This is a genomic window from Agromyces indicus (genome assembly GCF_031432295.1).
GTDB lineage: Bacteria > Actinomycetota > Actinomycetes > Actinomycetales > Microbacteriaceae > Agromyces > Agromyces indicus.
Genome location: NZ_JAVKGS010000001.1, coordinates 284,467 through 300,583, shown reverse-complemented (window position 1 = coordinate 300,583; position 16,117 = coordinate 284,467). Strand labels below are relative to the sequence as shown.

Sequence of the window (16,117 nt, the reverse complement as noted above, 5' to 3'; positions counted from 1 at the left end):
AGCGGACGCCGCGCGACCGAAGAGGTACGGTGGAATCCGTGACCGCACCGGAGCCCACGACCACGCACGTGCGCCTGCGACCCGAGATCGCCGCGCTTCCGCCGTACCGACAGGGCCGACCGGCGCCCGAGAACGGCTTCAAGCTCTCGAGCAACGAGAACCCGTGGGGCCCGGTGCCCGAGGTCGAGCGGGCCATCGCGGCCGCCGCGGCCGAGGTCAACCGGTACCCGGATGCCACGGCGCTGAGCCTCCGCGAGCGCCTCGCCGAGCGCTGGGCGGTCTCCCCCGACGAGGTCCTGGTCGGCGCGGGCTCCGTGTCGCTGCTCGCCCAGTTCGTGCTGGCCGCAGCGCAGCCCGGCGACGAGGTGGTCTACTCGTGGCGCTCGTTCGAGGCGTACCCCGGCCTCGTCACGGTCGCCGGCGCCACGAGCGTGCAGGTGCCCAACCGTCCCGACCACGGACACGACCTCGACGCGATGGCCGATGCCGTCACCGAGCGCACGCGGGTGGTCATCGTCTGCTCCCCCAACAACCCGACCGGCGTCGCCGTCACGCGCGAGGAGTTCGCGCGGTTCATGGAGCGCGTGCCCGCCGACCGGCTCGTCATCCTCGACGAGGCGTACGCCGAGTTCGTGCGCGACGACGCCGCGGTCGACGGCAGCGAGCTCACGGGGCGCTACCCCAACCTCGTGGTGCTCCGGACCTTCTCGAAGGCCTACGGCCTGGCCGGGGTCCGCGTCGGCTACGCGATCGGACCGGTGCCCATCCTCGACGCGGCGCGCGCGACGGCCATCCCGCTCGGCGTCACGGCGGTCGCCACGGCCGGCGCGGTCGCCGCCATCCAGCCCGAGGCCGAGGCCGAACTGCTGCGCCGCGTCGACGTCCTGGCGCGCCGTCGCGATGCGCTCCGCGCCGACCTGATCGCGCAGGGGTGGCCGATCCCCGAGGCGCAGGGCAACTTCGTGTGGCTGCCGACGGGCGACCGGACGGCCGAGGTCGCCGAGCGCCTCTTCGAGTCCGGAATCGTGGCGCGCGCCTTCCCGGGCGACGGCATCCGTGTCTCCGTGGGCGAGGAGGAGTCTGTGGACCTGCTCCTAAGGGTTCTCGGGGAGCTTGTCGGTCCTTCACAAGAAGGGCCCTCCACCTAGCGGGTACCGTGGAACGGTGGCAGCCCCCTCACGCGAGTTCACCGCCCCGACCCTCCAGCTCCTCACGCACGAGGGCGAGCTGCGGCCGTCGGCCGAGGCCGAGCCGTACCTCCCGATCATCGAGGCGCTGCCGGATGCCGCGCTCGAGCAGTTCTACCGCGACATGGCGATCTCCCGGCGCATCGACGTCATGGGCGCCAACCTCCAGCGGCAGGGTCAGCTCGCCCTGTGGGTCCCGAGCCACGGCCAGGAGGCCGCCCAGGTCGGGTCCGCGCGCGCCGCCCGGCCGCAGGACCACATCTTCCCGTCGTACCGCGAGCACGTCGTCGGCATGATCCGCGGCCTCGACCCGGTCGACATCGTCAAGCTGCTGCGCGGCGTGACCCTCGGCGGGTGGAACCCCGCCGAGAACGGCAACTTCCACCTGTACACGCTCGTGCTCGCGTCACAGACGCTGCACGCGACCGGCTACGCGATGGGCCTGCAGTTCGATCGCGCGACCGCCACCGGCGATCCCGAGACGGATGCCGCCGTGCTCGTGTACTACGGCGACGGCTCCACCTCGCAGGGCGACGCGAGCGAGGCCCTGGTCTTCGCGAGCAGCTACCAGACGCCGCAGGTCTTCTTCGTGCAGAACAACCAGTGGGCGATCTCGGTCCCCGTCTCGCGCCAGTCGCGCAGCCCGCTGTCGCTCCGCGGCGGCGGCTTCGGCATGCCCGGCATCCGCATCGACGGCAACGACGTGCTCGCGAGCTACGCGGTGACCCGGCAGGCGCTCGAGGAGGCGCGCGCGGGCGTCGGCCCGAGCCTGATCGAGGCCGTCACCTACCGCATGGGCGCGCACACCACCGCCGACGACCCGACGAAGTACCGCACCGACGACGAGGTCGAGTACTGGACGGAGCGCGACCCCATCACGCGCTACCGCACGTGGCTCGAGGCGCGCGGTGCGTCATCCGCCTTCTTCGACGAGGTCGACGCCGAGGCGACGGACGTCGCGGCCGACCTGCGTCGCCGCGCGCTCGACGCCACCGCTCCCCCGCGCTCGGCGATCTTCGAGCACGTGTACAGCGACCCGCACCCCGTGGTCGAGGCCCAGGCCGCGTGGCTCGAGGCGTACGAGAACTCGTTCGAGGGAGAAGGCCAGTGACCGTCGAGACCGTGTCCACGTCGGCCGAGACCGAGACCACGGGCGCAGCGGATGCCGCGGCGCCGGCGCTGCGCGGCGTCCACACGCTGTCGATGGCGAAGGCCATCACCGCGGGGCTGCGCGAGGCGATGCGCACCGACCCGAAGGTGCTCCTCATGGGCGAGGACATCGGCCGTCTGGGCGGCGTCTTCCGCGTGACCGAGGGCCTGCTCGACGAGTTCGGCGACCAGCGCGTGCTCGACACCCCGCTCGCGGAGTCCGGCATCGTGGGCACCGCGATCGGGCTCGCGATGCGCGGATACCGTCCCGTGGTCGAGATCCAGTTCGACGGCTTCATCTTCCCGGCATTCGACCAGATCACCTCGCAGCTCAGCCGGCTGACCCTGCGTCACGACGGCACGCTGTCGATGCCCGTGGTCATCCGGGTGCCGTACGGCGGGCACATCGGCTCGATCGAGCATCACCAGGAGAGCCCCGAGGCGTACTTCGCCCACACGCCGGGCCTCCGCGTCGTCGCGCCCTCCTCGCCGCACGACGCCTACTGGATGATCCAGGAGGCGATCGCGTCGAACGACCCGGTGCTGTTCTTCGAGCCGAAGAGCCGCTATTGGGGCAAGGGTCCGGTCGACCACGACCACTCCGGTCTCCCGCTGCACTCGAGCCGCGTCATCCGCAAGGGCGACGACGTCACGGTCGTGGGCCACGGCGCGATGGTCGCGACGCTCCTGCAGGCTGCCGACATCGCCGCCGAGGAGGGCCGCAGCCTCGAGGTCGTCGACCTCCGCTCCCTCTCCCCCATCGACTACGGACCGATCCTCGACTCCGTGCAGCGCACGGGCCGACTCGTGGTCGCGCAGGAGGCGTACGGGTTCGTGAGCGTCGGATCCGAGATCGCCGCGACCGTCGCCGAGCGCGCCTTCTACTCTCTGGAGGCGCCGGTGCTGCGCGTGTCGAGCTTCGACACGCCCTTCCCGCCCGCCGCGCTCGAGACCGAGTACCTCCCGAGCGCCGACCGCGTGCTCGAGGCCGTCGACCGCTCGATGGCGTACTGACCGCACCCGACGCATCACCCCGAGGAGCACCATGAGTGAGATCCGGTTCCCGCTTCCCGACGTGGGCGAGGGCCTCACCGAGGCCGAGATCGTCCAGTGGCGCGTCGCGCCCGGGGACCGCATCGCCCTCGACCAGGTCTTCGTCGAGATCGAGACCGCGAAGTCGCTCGTCGAGCTGCCCAGCGCCTACGAGGGCACGGTGGCGGAGCTGCTGGTCGAGGAGGGCCGCACCGTCGACGTGGGCACGCCGATCCTGGTCATCCGAACGGATGCCGCCAACGGCATGTCTTCTGCTCCGGCCGCGCCCGACGCCTCCGCGGCGACGGCTCCGGCTCCGTCCGAGGCTGCCGCGCCGCCTGCTGCGCCCGCGGCGGCGGCCGAGGAGGCCGGCGGGGCGGTCCTCGTCGGCCACGGCAGCACCGGTCCGACGAACAGCCGCCGTCGGCGGCATCCGTCACCCGGCGGGGCGCACGAGCACCTCGCACCGCCGGCGCCCGCACCGGCCGAGTCGGCGCCCGCGCGGCTGCCCGCCTCGGCGATCGCCGCCGAACCGCCCGTGGCGACGGCGCCGTCGCGCCCGGCGGAGCGCTACGACGCGGGTGTCCCCGTCATCGCGAAGCCGCCGATCCGCAAGCTCGCGAAGGATCTTGGCGTCGACCTGTCGCGCGTCACGCCGACGGGCCCGATCGGCGACATCACCCGCGACGACGTGATCCGCGACGCGCAACAGGCGAGCGTGTTCCGCAACATCCAGACGCCCGAGACACCGACCGATCGCGAGACCCGCATCCCCGTGAAGGGCGTGCGCAAGGCGATCGCGCAGACGATGGTCCAGAGTGCATACTCCGCGCCGCATGTTTCGGTGTTCGTCGACGTGGACGCCACGCGCACCATGGAGTTCGTCAAGCGCCTGAAGGCGTCGACGGACTTCGCCGGCGTCAAGGTCTCGCCGCTGCTGATCATGGCGAAGGCGATGATCTGGGCCGCCCGCCGGAACCCCACCGTGAACGCGCAGTGGACGGACGACGAGATCATCGTGAAGCACTACGTGAACCTCGGCGTGGCCGCCGCGACCCCTCGGGGACTCATCGTGCCGAACGTCAAGGAGGCGCAGGCCATGTCGATGGTCGAGCTCGCGGCAGCGCTCGAGCAGTTGACGCTCACGGCGCGCGAGGGCAAGACGCAGCCCGCCGAGATGCAGGGCGGCACGATCACCATCACGAACATCGGCGTCTTCGGCATGGACACCGGTACGCCGATCCTCAACACGGGCGAGGTGGCGATCGTCGCCCTCGGGACGATCAAGCAGAAGCCGTGGGTCGTGGACGGCGAGGTGCGGCCGCGCTACGTGACGACGATCGGCGGGTCGTTCGACCACCGCGTGGTCGACGGAGATGTGGCGAGCCGGTTCCTGGCGGACGTGGCGTCGATCATCGAGGAGCCGGCGCTCCTGCTCGAGTGAGCGGGGGCTAGAGCCGCAGCTCGTACACCACCGAGTCGTCGCTGCGGGCGACCTCGGCGAGGCCGGCGTGCTCGAGCACCCGGCGGGCGGGCAGGTTGGCGATCTCGCACTCGGCGCGGGCGATCCCCGCCCCGGTCGAACGGATGAGGGCGACCGCCTCGGCGACGACGTCGCGGGAGAGTCCCTCGCCGCGCACGGCCGGCACCAGGCCGAAGCCGAACTCGACCGCACCGCGGTCATCCGGCGGCCCGAACAGGTTGACGCCGCCGATCGCGGCCCCGTCCTCCGCTCCCCCGTCGGCGCGACGCACGAGGTAGGGGCCGAACGGCGCGGGGTCGCCGTTGCGCTGCACGGCGCGCACGTACTCGGCGAGCAGCTCGGGCTCGTCGGTGAACGAGTAGCCGCCCTCCCAGCCGTCGAGCGGGTCGACGTCGCCGGCGAGCAGGCGTTCGGCATCGGAGACGGTGAACGGGTGCAGGGTGATTCGGGTCGTGGCGATTTCCACGGCTGACACTCTGGCACGGACCACCGTCGTTCGGGAAGGTCGTCCACAACCCGGCGTCATGATCACGCGCCCGGTCTCGATGGCCTCTTGGTTGTGACAATCATTATCAATAAGCTATCCTCGACTCATGCCCACCGCACCGAATCGTCGTGTCCGCCTGCTCGCGCCCGCTCTCGCCGCGGCATCCGTCACGCTGCTGGCCGGATGCGCCACCGGCGCCGGTGCGTCGGGCGACGGCACGCCGACCGTCGTCGCGACGACGACCCAGGTGGCCGACTTCGCGCGCGAGGTCGGGGGAGGGGCCGTCGAGGTCACGCCGCTGCTCGGCGCGGGCCAGAGCGCGCACTCCTTCGACCCCTCCGCCGCGCAGCTGCTCGCACTCGGCGAGGCGGACGCCCTCGTGGTCAACGGTGCCGGGCTCGAGAGCTGGCTCGACGACGCGATCGCGGCGTCGGGCTTCGACGGCACCCTGATCGACGCGAGCACCGGCATCGAGCTCGCCGCGACCGACGAGCACGCCGAGGACGAGCACGCCGACGAGGCCCACGCCGAGGACGAGCACGCCGACGAGGCCCATGCTGAAGACGAGCACGCCGACGCGGCCCACGCGGACGACGAGCACGCCGACGAGGCGCACGCCGAGGACGACCACGACCACGGCCACGACCACGGCGAGGGCAACCCGCACATCTGGACCGACCCTGAGCTCGCCGAGACGATGGTCGAGAACATCGCCGACGGCCTTGCCGAGCTCGACGGCGTCGACGCCGACCTGGTCCGCGAGGGCGAGGCGGACTACCTCGACCGGCTCGAGGCGCTCGACGCCTGGATCGAGGAGAACGTCGAGCAGGTGCCCGTCGAGCAGCGGCTGCTCGTGACGAACCACGACGCCTTCACGTACTTCCTCGACGCGTACGACGTGACCTTCGTGGGCAGCGTCATCCCGAGCTTCGACGACAACGCCGAGCCGAGCGCGGCCGAGATCGACGCGCTCGTCGAGCGCATCCGCGAGACCGGCGTGCGAGCCGTGTTCTCCGAGGCGTCCATCTCGCCCAAGGCGGCGGAGACGATCGCGTCCGAGGCGGGCGTGACGGTCTACTCCGGCGACGACGCCCTCTACGGCGACTCGCTCGGCCAGCCGGGCAGCGAGGGCGAGACCTACCTGGGCAGCCAGATCCACAACGCGCGGCTGATCCTCGAGTCGTGGGGCGTCGAGCCTTCCGCGCTGCCCGACGTCCTGCGAGGATGACCGCATGAGCGAACCCGGTCCACCACCCGTGCTCTCCCTGACGGGCGCCGCCTTCCGGTACCCGGGAGGCGCCGGGGTGGCCGGTCTGCGGTTCAGCGTGCGGCCCGGCGAGGCCGTCGCCGTGATCGGCCCGAACGGGGCCGGCAAGTCCACGCTGCTGCGCGGCATCCTCGGTCTCGTGCCCCTCGTCGAGGGCGAACTGCGCTTCGGCGACCGAACGGATGCCGCTGACGGCATGATCGGCTTCCTTCCCCAGTCCGCCGAGGTCGACCCCGACTTCCCGATCAGCCTCGCGCAGGTGGTCATGCAGGGCCGGTACCGGCGCCTCGGACTGCTGCGCTGGCCCGGACGACACGACCGGGAGGTCGTGCGAAGCGTGCTCGAGACGGTCGGCCTCGCCGAGCTCGCGAACCGCCGGTTCGGCGAGCTGTCGGGCGGACAGCGGCAGCGCGGGCTGCTCGCACGGGCGCTCGCCTCCGAGCCGCGACTGCTCCTGCTCGACGAGCCGTTCAACGGGCTCGACCAGCCCAACCGCGAGGCGCTCATCGACACGCTCACGACGCTCAAGGCCGGGGGAGTGGCCGTGATCGTCTCGACGCACGACCTCGAACTGGCGCGCACCGTCTGCGACACCGCGCTCCTCGTCAACGGCGAGCAGGTGGGCTGCGGACGGGTCGACGAGGTGCTCACGCTCGAGAACGTGCAGCAGTGCTTCGACGGCGTGGAGGTCGAGATCGACGAGCACACGCTCGTCGTCCCCGGGCACGAGGGGCATTGATGCCGGTTCGGGAATGCACGCGGGGGAGTGGTCCGCGGTGACCGTCGGCGATGCGCTCTTCGGGGCCTTCGCGCTGCCCTTCATGGGGCGGGCGCTCCTCGTGCTGCTCGTGCTCGCGGTCGTGGCGGGCGTGGTCGGCGTGCTCGTCAACCTGCGCGGCCTCGAGTTCGTCAGCGACGGGCTCACGCACGCGGTCTTCCCCGGCCTCGCGATCGGCCTCGCCGTCGCCGGAACGGCCGGTCTGGTCCCGGGCGCGGCGATCGCCGCACTGGCCGGCGCAGTCGCCCTCACGATGCTCATGCGGGCCGGCATCGCCTCGGATGCCGCGGTCGCCGTCGTCCTCACGGCGACCTTCAGCGTCGGCGTCATCGTCGTGTCGCGCGGCAGCGACTACGCCTCGGCGCTGGAGGAGCTGCTCTTCGGCCGGGTGCTGACGATCGCGCCGACCGACGTGCTCCCGCTCGTCGTGGTGTCGCTCACCGCCGCGGCGATGGTCGGCGTGACGCTCAAGCAGCAGCTGTTCCGCGCGTTCGACCCGGCGGCGAGCCGCGCCGCCGGCGACCGCGGCCTGGCGCTCGACCTCGTCCTGAACGGCGCGATCGCGCTGGTCGTCGTCGCGGGCGCGAGCACCGTCGGCGCCCTGCTCGTGCTCGCCCTGCTCATCGTGCCGGGCGCGGCGGCCCGGCTCGTCACGCGCCGGCTGTGGTGGCTGTTCCCGGCCGCCGCCGCCGTCGGTGCGGTGAGCGCGTGGCTCGGCCTGGCGACCGGCTTCGCCATCTCGGTCGGCGCCGGCGTCGACCTGCCCGCGGGGAGCACCGTGGTCGCCGTCTTCGTCGCGGTGTACGCCGTCGTCCTCGCGCTGCGCCTGCTGGCCGACCGGGCCTCGCGGCCGAGGGCCGTCCGCCCCCGGGTGGCCGCGGCCGGCGCTGGGGAGCGGTGATGGGGTACTTCGAGCGCGCCATGCTCGCCGCCGTCGTCATCGGCGCCGGCGCGGGTTTCGTCGGCGCCCTCGTGGTGCTGCGCCGTCGCACGTTCTTCGCCCAGGCGCTCACCCACGCGACCTACCCGGGTGCGGTGCTCGCCGCGGCGCTCGGCGTGAGCGTTCCGCTGGGTGCGGCCGTGGCATCCGTCGCCATCGTCGGGGTCATGACCGCGATCGCGCGTGTCCGGCACCAGGGCGCGCAGGTCGCCGCGGGCATCGTGCTCACCGGCGGGTTCGCGCTCGGCGCCCTGCTGCAGTCGATCATCCCGGGGCTGCCGGTGCAGCCCGAGTCGCTGCTCGTCGGGTCGATCCTCACGGTGAGCGACGCGGACATCCTCCTTGCGACGGTCGTGCTCGTTGCGTCCGTCGCGATCGTCGCCGCCTTCGGCACGCGGATCGTGTTCTCGACCTTCGACCCGGCCGGCTACCGGGCCGCGGGCTTCCGCGAGTGGCCCGTCGAGCTGCTCGTGCTCGGGCTCACCGCAGCATCCGTCGTCAGTTCGCTGCCCGCCGTCGGCGCCATCCTCGCCATCGCGCTGCTCGCCGCGCCCGCCGCGGCCGCGCGGCTCGTCATGCCCACCTTCCGGGGCGTGCTCGTCGTCGCCCCGGTGATCGGCGCCGCGTCGGGCGTGATCGGCGTGCTGGTCTCGCGCTTCGCCGCGGTCGCCGCCGGGCCGTCGATCGTGCTGGCCGCCACCGCGTTCCTGCTCATCGCGTTGGCCGGCTCCAAGCTTCGGCGACTACCCTCGAGGCGGGCTCCCATCCCCGTGGAGACCGCGGAGGACGCACGGATCGCATGAAACGCAACACCTGGCAGCGCGAAGCGGTGCGCGAGGCACTCGACGCCACCGACGGGTTCATCAGCGCGCAGTCGCTGCACTCGGCCCTGCACGCGAGCGGATCGCCCATCGGCCTCGCGACCGTGTACCGCGCGCTCGGCGACCTCACCGCCAGCGGCGACGCCGACTGCCTGCAGTCGCCCGAGGGCGAGGCGATCTACCGCGCCTGCAGCACGGGCCACCACCACCACCTGATCTGCCGCAACTGCGGGCTCACCGTCGAGATCGCCGCCGACGAGGTCGAGGCCTGGGCCCACCGCGTCGCCGGCGAGCACGGGTTCACCCGGGCCGCGCACGTCGTCGACGTGTTCGGGCTCTGCGCGGAGTGCTCGCGAGCGCTCGACGCCGACCGCTGACGCCGTCGCGACCACGAAATCCCTGATCAGAGGGCCAGCGCGCCCGCTCGGTTTGAGGTGCGGGTCGAAACGTGGCTACGGTGGACGACGGTCCAGCACGGACCATGACGCCCAGTCCGCGCCCCTGATCCACCGGCTCACGCCGACGGGATCCGGGTCGTACGGTTCCGCGTGTGGCATCCGATCCCGATGACCGGATGCGCTGGATCGCGGCGCTCGCCCCGGCACCCTGCACCCCCTCGCCGGAGCTCGAAGCCCGCCTCCCGGATCGCACGGAACCCGGCCGTGACCATGAGCACGCTCCTGCGCCGGCCTCGCATCCGGTCGCCTCGGCGTGAGCGTGCGATGGAGTGCCTGCCCCCATGCTCGAACCCCGCACCGTCGAACACCCCGCCGCCCCCGCGGCATCCGTCGACCCAGCGGCGACCGCACCCTCGGCGGCCGCCGACGCGGCGCCCGCCCCCACGCCGCAGCCCGACCTCGCGCCCGCCCTCGAGGTGCGCGGCCTGACGCGCTTCTTCGGCCGCCGGCCCGCCGAGGCCCTCGCCCGCCTCCGCGCCGGCGCGACGCGTGCCGAGGTCGCCGACCTCGGCACGGCCGCGGTCGTCGACGCCGACTTCGACGTGCGACGCGGCGAGATCTTCGTCGTCATGGGCCTGTCGGGCTCCGGCAAGTCCACCCTCATCCGCATGCTCAACGGCCTGCTCGAGCCGACCGCCGGCTCGGTCACGGTCATGGGGGAGCCGATCACCGGCGTCGCCCCCAAGAAGCTGCGGGCCGTGCGCCGCGACCACGTGTCGATGGTGTTCCAGCACTTCGCGCTGCTCCCGCACCGGACCGTGCTCGACAACGCCGCCTACGGCCTCGAGATCCAGGGCGTGGATGCCGCGGAGCGCCGTGAGCGCGCCGAGCGCGTGCTCGAGCGCGTCGGCCTCGCCGGCTGGGGCGACAAGCTCCCCTCCGAGCTCTCCGGCGGGATGCAGCAGCGCGTCGGCCTGGCGCGGGCACTCGCGGCCGACACCGACATCCTGCTCATGGACGAGGCGTTCTCGGCGCTCGATCCGCTCATCCGCCGCGAGATGCAGGAACAGCTCGTCGAGCTGCAGCAGGAGCTCGGCAAGACGATCGTGTTCATCACCCACGACCTCAACGAGGCCATGTTCCTCGGCGACCGGATCGCCGTCATGCGCGACGGCCGCATCGTGCAGCTCGGCACGGCAGAGGAGATCCTCACCGACCCGGCCGACGACTACGTCGCGCAGTTCGTGCAGGACGTCGACCGGGCGCGCGTGCTCACCGCGGGCAGCGTCATGGAGGCGCCCCGCGCCGTCGTCTCGGCGACCGCGGGTCCGCGCGCCGCGCTCCGCGTCATGCGCGACCTGCAGACCTCGACGGTGTTCGTGGTGGCCCCGGGCCGCCGGCTGCTCGGCATCGCGCAGGACCGCGACGTGCTGCGGCTCGTGCAGCGCGGCGAGAAGCGGCTCGACGAGGCGGTGCGCGACCTCGCGACCGTCGGCGTCGATGAGCAGCTCGCCGACCTGCTCGGCAGCTCGGTCGAGCAGGAGATCCCGCTCGCCGTCGTCGACGACCGAGGGCGCCTCGTGGGCGTCGTGCCGCGCGTGACGCTGCTCGCCGCGCTCGGCAACGTGCCGGCGACGACCGACGAGCTCGCCGCGGTGCCGCCCGCGACGGTGCCCATCGCGGTCATCACCGCGACGCTGCAGCGCACGGAGCCCGTCGAACCCGATCCAGCGCCCGGCCTGGAGGCCGCGATCGCCGCCCCGGATGCCTCCGCGATCGAGGGGAGTCGCGCATGATCGACTTCCGCCTGCCGCTCGGCGAGATCGCCGAGGCCGTCATCGACGTGCTGACTGACGCGCTCGCCGGGTTGTTCGCCGTGATCCGCGCCGTGTTCGCGGGGTTCTACGACCTCGTCGACCTGGTGCTCTCGACCCCGCCGTTCTGGGTCGTCATCCTGGCGATCGCCGCGCTCGCGTGGTTCGCCAAGGGCTGGAAGCTGGCCCTCGGCACCGTGCTCGGCTTCCTGGTGATCGTGGGCGTCGACCAGTGGGAGAACGCGATGGACACGCTCGCGCTGGTGCTCGTCTCGAGCGCCATCGCGGTCGTCGTCTCGATCCCGCTCGGCGTGCTCGCCGCGCGCAGCGACATCGCCAGCCGCATCATCCGCCCGGTGCTCGACTTCATGCAGACCATGCCGGCGTTCGTGTACCTCATCCCGGCGCTGATCCTGTTCCGCGTCGGCGTCGTGCCCGGCATCGTCGCGACGATCGTGTTCGCGATGGCGCCCGGCGTGCGCCTGACCGAGCTCGGCATCCGCGGTGTCGACCGCGAGGTCGTCGAGGCCGGGCACGCCTTCGGCTCGTCGCCGTGGCGCATCCTGCGCCAGATCCAGCTGCCGCTCGCGATGCCGTCGATCATGGCCGGCGTCAACCAGGTCATCATGCTCTCGCTCTCGATGGTCGTCATCGCGGGCATGGTCGGCGCGGGCGGCCTCGGCGGCGACGTCGTGCAGTCGCTCACGCGGATCGACGTCGGCCTCGGCTTCGAGGCGGGCCTGTCGGTCGTGATCCTCGCGATCGTGCTCGACCGCATCACCGGCGGACTCGGCGGGCGGGCGCGCCCGGGCGGCGCTGCGACCCGGCGCCGCCTGCCGTTCGGTCGGCGATCGACGGATGCCGCGGAGTCGACCGATGCGTCGAAGGTCGCCGACCTCGACGAGGCCGACGGCTCCGGCATCCCGGTGAAGCACTCGGCTGCGAAGTCGCCCGTCGGCGTGAGGTAACCAGGCCATCCGGTCACCGCGCCGCCCTGCGGCACGGCGGTGCCCGGCATGCCGGTGACGCGATTCCTCGAGTGGGCGATCCTGGCCGCCCGGCCCGCGGAAGCCCAACCGACTTCGCCCACTCGAGGGGAATCCGTCACTCCGGAACCCGCGCGGAACCGCGCGGAACATCCCCAACACCCGTGCCACAGCACACGGGAGGAAAGGAAGCATCACATGCAGAAGCGCACCACGCGCACCCTTCTCGCCCTCGGCGCCACCGCCGCACTCACCCTGACCGGCTGCTCGGCCGGCTCGGGCGAGGCGGACACGCTCGAGAACGGTGACCAGAAGGACCTCACCATCGCCGTGTTCAACGGCTGGGACGAGGGCATCGCCGCGAGCGAGCTCTGGAAGAGCATCCTCGAGGAGCAGGGCTACGACGTCGAGCTCGAGTACGCGGACGCCGCCCCGGTCTTCCAGGGCCTCAGCGACGGCGACTACGACGTGACCCTCGACACCTGGCTGCCCATCACGCACGCCGACTACGTCGAGCAGTACGGCGACGACATCGTCGACCTCGGCGCCTGGAACGAGGACGCCAAGCTCACCATCGCCGTGAACGAGGACGCGCCCGTCGACACGCTCGAGGAGCTCGCCGAGAACGCCGACGCCTTCGGCAACCGCCTCGTCGGCATCGAGCCCGGCTCGGGCCTCAACCGCGTCACGACCGACGAGGTCATCCCGACCTACGGCCTCGACGACATGGAGTACCTCACCTCGTCGACCCCGGCGATGCTCTCCGAGCTGACCGCGGCGACCGGGGCCGGCGAGAACATCGCCGTCACCCTCTGGCGCCCGCACTGGGCCTACGATGCGTTCCCGATCAAGGACCTCGAGGACCCCGAGGGCGCGCTCGGCGACGCCGAGGGCATCCACTCGTTCGGCACCGCCGACCTCGAGGAGACGCACCCGACCCTCGCCGGCTGGCTTCAGGACTTCCAGATGGACAGCGAGCTGCTCTACTCGCTCGAGAACGCCATGTTCAACGAGAACGACACCGACGACTACGGCCCCATCGTGGAGCAGTGGATCGCCGACAACCAGGAGTACGTCGACTCGCTGACCTCCTGAGGTCGGCCCGCGCCGTGACGGCGCAATGAGTCGAAGAGCGGATGCCGCGGGCGCACGTCGTGCCCGCGGCATCCGTCGTCTCCGCCCGTGGGTCCACCTGTCGGCAGGGCGGCATCCGTCGTATCGTGTGCGTGGAGCGACGGGGGAGGGGCCCCGTGGCGCAGCACGCCGATCCGCGAGGGGTGGGCGGGCGGACGCCGGTACCGGGGGAGCGGGCTCGACGAGGGGGTGGCGACAGTGCGGTTCCTCCAGCAGGGCGAGGCGAGGAACCGGACCCTGTACGACCTCCAGGACCGAGTGCGCATCCAGGGCTGGCTCGTGCCCGCCTCCCTCATGCCCGACGACCTCGCCGATCTCACGGTGCAGCGCATCGGCGTCCGGGACCGGCTGACGATGGACCTCGCCTCCGACCTGCTCGACGACCTCCGTGACGCTCCGCAGTACCTCGAACGGCTGACGGCGCCGATGCCGGATGCCGGGCGGCGCTCGGCGTTCCACCGCTGATGGCGGGCTCGCCGGGCGGGACGGCGTCGCCGGAACGGCGGCTCCGTCGCCGGGCCGCGGGCTTCATGCTGGGCTCGGCGTGCTTCTTCCTCGGTGCGCTGCCGGCCTACGCCTCGTGGGTGGGACCGGTCGGGGCGAACGCCACGTTCGCGCTGGGGTCGGTGCTGTTCCTCGTCTCGGGCGCCGTGCAGCTCGGCTCGCTCGGCTGGCGCCCGCCGGACCACGACGCGCCGTCCTCGGCACGGATCGGGTGGTGGTCGGTCGCCGTGCGGCTGGGCGGCACGCTCCTCTTCGGCGTGAGCACGCTCCGGGCGCTCGGGGCGGCGCTCGCGAGCACGGACACCGACGAGGCGGGCTGGGTGCCCGACGTGTGGGGCTCGGCGGCGTTCCTCGTGTCGGGCGTGCTGGCCGTGGTCGCGGCGGCCAGCGTCGAGCGCGGGGCGCGGTCGACGGCCCGGTGGACCGCCTGGCTGGCCGTACTCGGCTCCGCGGCGTTCGTGGTCTCGGCCGCCGGCGCCTACGTTCCCGCGTACGACGACGACCCCGTCAGTCCGCTCGCTCGGAACCTCGGGACCATGGTCGGGGCACTGTGCTTCTTCGCGGCCTCGGCGCTCGACTGGCGCGGCTCGAACCACCGGTGAGGGGCGTTCCGGGCAGCCGTTTCGGCCGGTCAGGGCCGATCTGGTAAGCTCGACGTTTGGCTGGGCGCTTCCACCGCCCGGACCGTGGATGAATCCCCCTGTATCTACCGCGCGAGCGGAGGGGCTCGTCTGCAGACAAGTGACCTTGGGAGGGGCCGTCCGGCCCCTCGGTATTGGAGGAAAGACCAATGGCAGCAGTGTGCCAGGTGACCGGAGCCGTCCCCGGCTTCGGACACAACATCTCGCACTCGCACCGCCGGACGAAGCGCCGCTTCGACCCGAACGTGCAGAAGAAGACGTACTACGTGCCCTCGCTTCGTCGCAACGTCACCCTGAACGTGTCCGCCAAGGGCATCAAGGTGATCGACGCGCGTGGCATCGAGGCGGTCGTCCGTGACATCCAGGCTCGTGGGGTGAAGCTCTAATGGCGAAGCAGCAGGACATCCGTCCGATCATCAAGCTCCGTTCGACGGCCGGCACCGGGTACACCTACGTGACCCGCAAGAACCGTCGCAACAACCCCGACCGCCTCGTGCTCAAGAAGTACGACCCCGTGGTGCGCAAGCACGTCGACTTCCGAGAGGAGCGCTAGGACATGGCCAAGAAGAGCAAGATCGCGCGCAACGAGCAGCGCAAGGCGGTCGTCGACCGCTACGCGGCGAAGCGCGCCGAGCTGAAGAAGACGCTCGTCGACCCGAACGCCACCGAGGAGGCCCGCGAGGCCGCCCGCATCGGCCTGCAGAAGCTGCCCCGCAACGCTTCGCCGGTCCGCGTGCGCTCGCGTGACGCCATCGACGGTCGCCCCCGCGGCAACCTCTCGAAGTTCGGCATCTCGCGCGTCCGCTTCCGCGACATGGCGCACCGCGGCGAGCTGCCCGGCATCACCAAGTCGAGCTGGTAAGCCCGAGCGGCATCCGCTTCCGAGAGGGGCGTCCCGGATCATCCGGGGCGCCCCTCTCGTCGTCTGCGCTCGCGCCGTCGACGGGTCGCCGTGCCCCTCGCCGACGATGCACCGCTTCGGCGCCATCCGTCAACCCCCGCCCGAACCACCCGCGAAACCCCGGAAATCCGCGTGTTTCCGCGGGACTCTGCTACATTCGAGGCGGCCTGAACGGCCACGGGGGCGATCGAAGGTCGACTCCGCGTATCCACACGACAGCTGTAGACACACAGCGAAGGTCCGAGGAGGACATTCAATGGCTGACAAGTCGCTCAACAAGTCCGAGCTCGTTGCCAAGATCGCTGCGGCGACGAACCAGAGCCAGAGCACCGTCGACTCCGTGCTCAACGGGTTCTTCGACGCGCTGGCCGACTCGGTCGGCTCGGGCACCAAGGTCTCCATCCCGGGCTGGCTCGCCGTCGAGCGCACCCACCGTGCCGCGCGCACCGGCCGCAACCCGCAGACCGGCGAGACCATCCAGATCGCCGCCGGCAACTCGGTCAAGGTCACCGCGGGCTCGAAGCTGAAGGCCGCCGCGAAGTAACTCGCGCGCGTCGCACGACGCACTCCGAGACTCCCGAAGGGGCGCCCGGTT

The 16,117-nt window shown here is 72.1% G+C and carries 19 protein-coding genes; 18 read left to right on the top strand and 1 reads right to left on the bottom strand.

All coding sequences use genetic code 11. The features are described from left to right. Positions 1–38 precede the first annotated feature (38 nt). The 4 genes from RH861_RS01390 to RH861_RS01375 all read left to right on the top strand — a co-directional run bounded on the left by RH861_RS01390 (position 39) and on the right by RH861_RS01375 (position 4,812). Complete coding sequence (locus tag RH861_RS01390) at positions 39–1,148, top strand: histidinol-phosphate transaminase (RefSeq protein WP_310519430.1); 1,110 nt, start codon at positions 39–41, stop codon at positions 1,146–1,148. Between the two features lie 16 nt (positions 1,149–1,164). Next, on the top strand, positions 1,165–2,298 hold the full coding sequence (locus RH861_RS01385; protein ID WP_310519429.1) for a thiamine pyrophosphate-dependent dehydrogenase E1 component subunit alpha: 1,134 nt from the start codon (positions 1,165–1,167) through the stop codon (positions 2,296–2,298). Between the two features lie 92 nt (positions 2,299–2,390). Then, on the top strand, positions 2,391–3,350 hold the full coding sequence (locus tag RH861_RS01380) for an alpha-ketoacid dehydrogenase subunit beta (protein ID WP_310520260.1): 960 nt from the start codon (positions 2,391–2,393) through the stop codon (positions 3,348–3,350). 31 nt (positions 3,351–3,381) lie between these two features. Next, positions 3,382–4,812 carry a dihydrolipoamide acetyltransferase family protein gene (locus tag RH861_RS01375; RefSeq protein ID WP_310519428.1) on the top strand — a complete coding sequence of 477 codons (1,431 nt, stop codon included), beginning with the start codon at positions 3,382–3,384 and terminating at the stop codon, positions 4,810–4,812. A gap of 7 nt (positions 4,813–4,819) precedes the next feature. Here RH861_RS01375 and RH861_RS01370 read toward each other — a convergent pair whose 3' ends face one another. Continuing rightward, positions 4,820–5,317, bottom strand: a complete 498-nt coding sequence (locus RH861_RS01370; protein WP_310519427.1) for a GNAT family N-acetyltransferase — start codon at positions 5,315–5,317, stop codon at positions 4,820–4,822. A gap of 127 nt (positions 5,318–5,444) precedes the next feature. Between RH861_RS01370 and RH861_RS01365 the strand changes: the two genes are divergently transcribed. From RH861_RS01365 to RH861_RS01300, 14 genes are all read left to right on the top strand, one after another. Continuing rightward, entirely contained in the window at positions 5,445–6,566 is a 1,122-nt protein-coding gene (locus RH861_RS01365; RefSeq protein WP_310519426.1) for a metal ABC transporter substrate-binding protein, read from the top strand. Positions 6,567–6,570: 4 nt separating this feature from the next. Continuing rightward, positions 6,571–7,344, top strand: coding sequence for a metal ABC transporter ATP-binding protein (locus RH861_RS01360; protein WP_067945707.1), 774 nt, complete (start codon positions 6,571–6,573; stop codon positions 7,342–7,344). Between the two features lie 37 nt (positions 7,345–7,381). Further along, positions 7,382–8,284, top strand: a complete 903-nt coding sequence (locus RH861_RS01355; RefSeq protein WP_310519425.1) for a metal ABC transporter permease — start codon at positions 7,382–7,384, stop codon at positions 8,282–8,284. Further along, on the top strand, positions 8,284–9,126 hold the full coding sequence (locus RH861_RS01350; RefSeq protein WP_310519424.1) for a metal ABC transporter permease: 843 nt from the start codon (positions 8,284–8,286) through the stop codon (positions 9,124–9,126). Before RH861_RS01355 ends, RH861_RS01350 begins: the two co-directional genes overlap by 1 nt. After that, positions 9,123–9,521: a Fur family transcriptional regulator gene (locus RH861_RS01345; RefSeq protein ID WP_067945714.1), complete on the top strand. Its 399-nt coding sequence runs from the start codon at positions 9,123–9,125 to the stop codon at positions 9,519–9,521. The genes RH861_RS01350 and RH861_RS01345 overlap by 4 nt, the downstream gene beginning before the upstream one ends. A gap of 362 nt (positions 9,522–9,883) precedes the next feature. After that, positions 9,884–11,338, top strand: coding sequence for a quaternary amine ABC transporter ATP-binding protein (locus RH861_RS01340; protein WP_310519423.1), 1,455 nt, complete (start codon positions 9,884–9,886; stop codon positions 11,336–11,338). After that, on the top strand, positions 11,335–12,324 hold the full coding sequence (locus tag RH861_RS01335) for an ABC transporter permease (RefSeq protein WP_310519422.1): 990 nt from the start codon (positions 11,335–11,337) through the stop codon (positions 12,322–12,324). Before RH861_RS01340 ends, RH861_RS01335 begins: the two co-directional genes overlap by 4 nt. A gap of 216 nt (positions 12,325–12,540) precedes the next feature. Further along, positions 12,541–13,437: a glycine betaine ABC transporter substrate-binding protein gene (locus tag RH861_RS01330; RefSeq protein ID WP_310519421.1), complete on the top strand. Its 897-nt coding sequence runs from the start codon at positions 12,541–12,543 to the stop codon at positions 13,435–13,437. Between the two features lie 237 nt (positions 13,438–13,674). After that, complete coding sequence (locus RH861_RS01325) at positions 13,675–13,941, top strand: hypothetical protein (protein WP_310519420.1); 267 nt, start codon at positions 13,675–13,677, stop codon at positions 13,939–13,941. Further along, positions 13,941–14,582: a hypothetical protein gene (locus RH861_RS01320; protein WP_310519419.1), complete on the top strand. Its 642-nt coding sequence runs from the start codon at positions 13,941–13,943 to the stop codon at positions 14,580–14,582. The genes RH861_RS01325 and RH861_RS01320 overlap by 1 nt, the downstream gene beginning before the upstream one ends. A gap of 188 nt (positions 14,583–14,770) precedes the next feature. Next, complete coding sequence (rpmB, locus tag RH861_RS01315; protein WP_067945718.1) at positions 14,771–15,007, top strand: 50S ribosomal protein L28; 237 nt, start codon at positions 14,771–14,773, stop codon at positions 15,005–15,007. Further along, positions 15,007–15,174 carry a 50S ribosomal protein L33 gene (rpmG, locus tag RH861_RS01310; RefSeq protein ID WP_021760158.1) on the top strand — a complete coding sequence of 56 codons (168 nt, stop codon included), beginning with the start codon at positions 15,007–15,009 and terminating at the stop codon, positions 15,172–15,174. Before rpmB ends, rpmG begins: the two co-directional genes overlap by 1 nt. 3 nt (positions 15,175–15,177) lie before the next feature. Beyond that, a complete protein-coding gene (rpsN, locus tag RH861_RS01305) occupies positions 15,178–15,483 on the top strand; it encodes a 30S ribosomal protein S14 (RefSeq protein ID WP_067945720.1) in 306 nt (101 codons plus the stop codon). 295 nt (positions 15,484–15,778) lie between these two features. After that, positions 15,779–16,066, top strand: coding sequence for an HU family DNA-binding protein (locus tag RH861_RS01300; protein ID WP_067945722.1), 288 nt, complete (start codon positions 15,779–15,781; stop codon positions 16,064–16,066). Positions 16,067–16,117 lie beyond the last annotated feature (51 nt).

What these genes read in the sequence shown, in the direction of transcription:
- RH861_RS01380 (WP_310520260.1), top strand. Translation starts at nt 2,391, where the DNA reads ATGGCGAAGGCCATCACCGCGGGGCTGCGCGAGGCGATGCGCACCGAC.
- RH861_RS01375 (WP_310519428.1), top strand. Translation starts at nt 3,382, where the DNA reads ATGAGTGAGATCCGGTTCCCGCTTCCCGACGTGGGCGAGGGCCTCACC.
- RH861_RS01365 (WP_310519426.1), top strand. Translation starts at nt 5,445, where the DNA reads ATGCCCACCGCACCGAATCGTCGTGTCCGCCTGCTCGCGCCCGCTCTC.
- RH861_RS01360 (WP_067945707.1), top strand. Translation starts at nt 6,571, where the DNA reads ATGAGCGAACCCGGTCCACCACCCGTGCTCTCCCTGACGGGCGCCGCC.
- RH861_RS01350 (WP_310519424.1), top strand. Translation starts at nt 8,284, where the DNA reads ATGGGGTACTTCGAGCGCGCCATGCTCGCCGCCGTCGTCATCGGCGCC.
- RH861_RS01345 (WP_067945714.1), top strand. Translation starts at nt 9,123, where the DNA reads ATGAAACGCAACACCTGGCAGCGCGAAGCGGTGCGCGAGGCACTCGAC.
- RH861_RS01340 (WP_310519423.1), top strand. Translation starts at nt 9,884, where the DNA reads ATGCTCGAACCCCGCACCGTCGAACACCCCGCCGCCCCCGCGGCATCC.
- RH861_RS01335 (WP_310519422.1), top strand. Translation starts at nt 11,335, where the DNA reads ATGATCGACTTCCGCCTGCCGCTCGGCGAGATCGCCGAGGCCGTCATC.
- RH861_RS01330 (WP_310519421.1), top strand. Translation starts at nt 12,541, where the DNA reads ATGCAGAAGCGCACCACGCGCACCCTTCTCGCCCTCGGCGCCACCGCC.
- RH861_RS01320 (WP_310519419.1), top strand. Translation starts at nt 13,941, where the DNA reads ATGGCGGGCTCGCCGGGCGGGACGGCGTCGCCGGAACGGCGGCTCCGT.
- rpmB (WP_067945718.1), top strand. Translation starts at nt 14,771, where the DNA reads ATGGCAGCAGTGTGCCAGGTGACCGGAGCCGTCCCCGGCTTCGGACAC.
- rpmG (WP_021760158.1), top strand. Translation starts at nt 15,007, where the DNA reads ATGGCGAAGCAGCAGGACATCCGTCCGATCATCAAGCTCCGTTCGACG.
- rpsN (WP_067945720.1), top strand. Translation starts at nt 15,178, where the DNA reads ATGGCCAAGAAGAGCAAGATCGCGCGCAACGAGCAGCGCAAGGCGGTC.
- RH861_RS01300 (WP_067945722.1), top strand. Translation starts at nt 15,779, where the DNA reads ATGGCTGACAAGTCGCTCAACAAGTCCGAGCTCGTTGCCAAGATCGCT.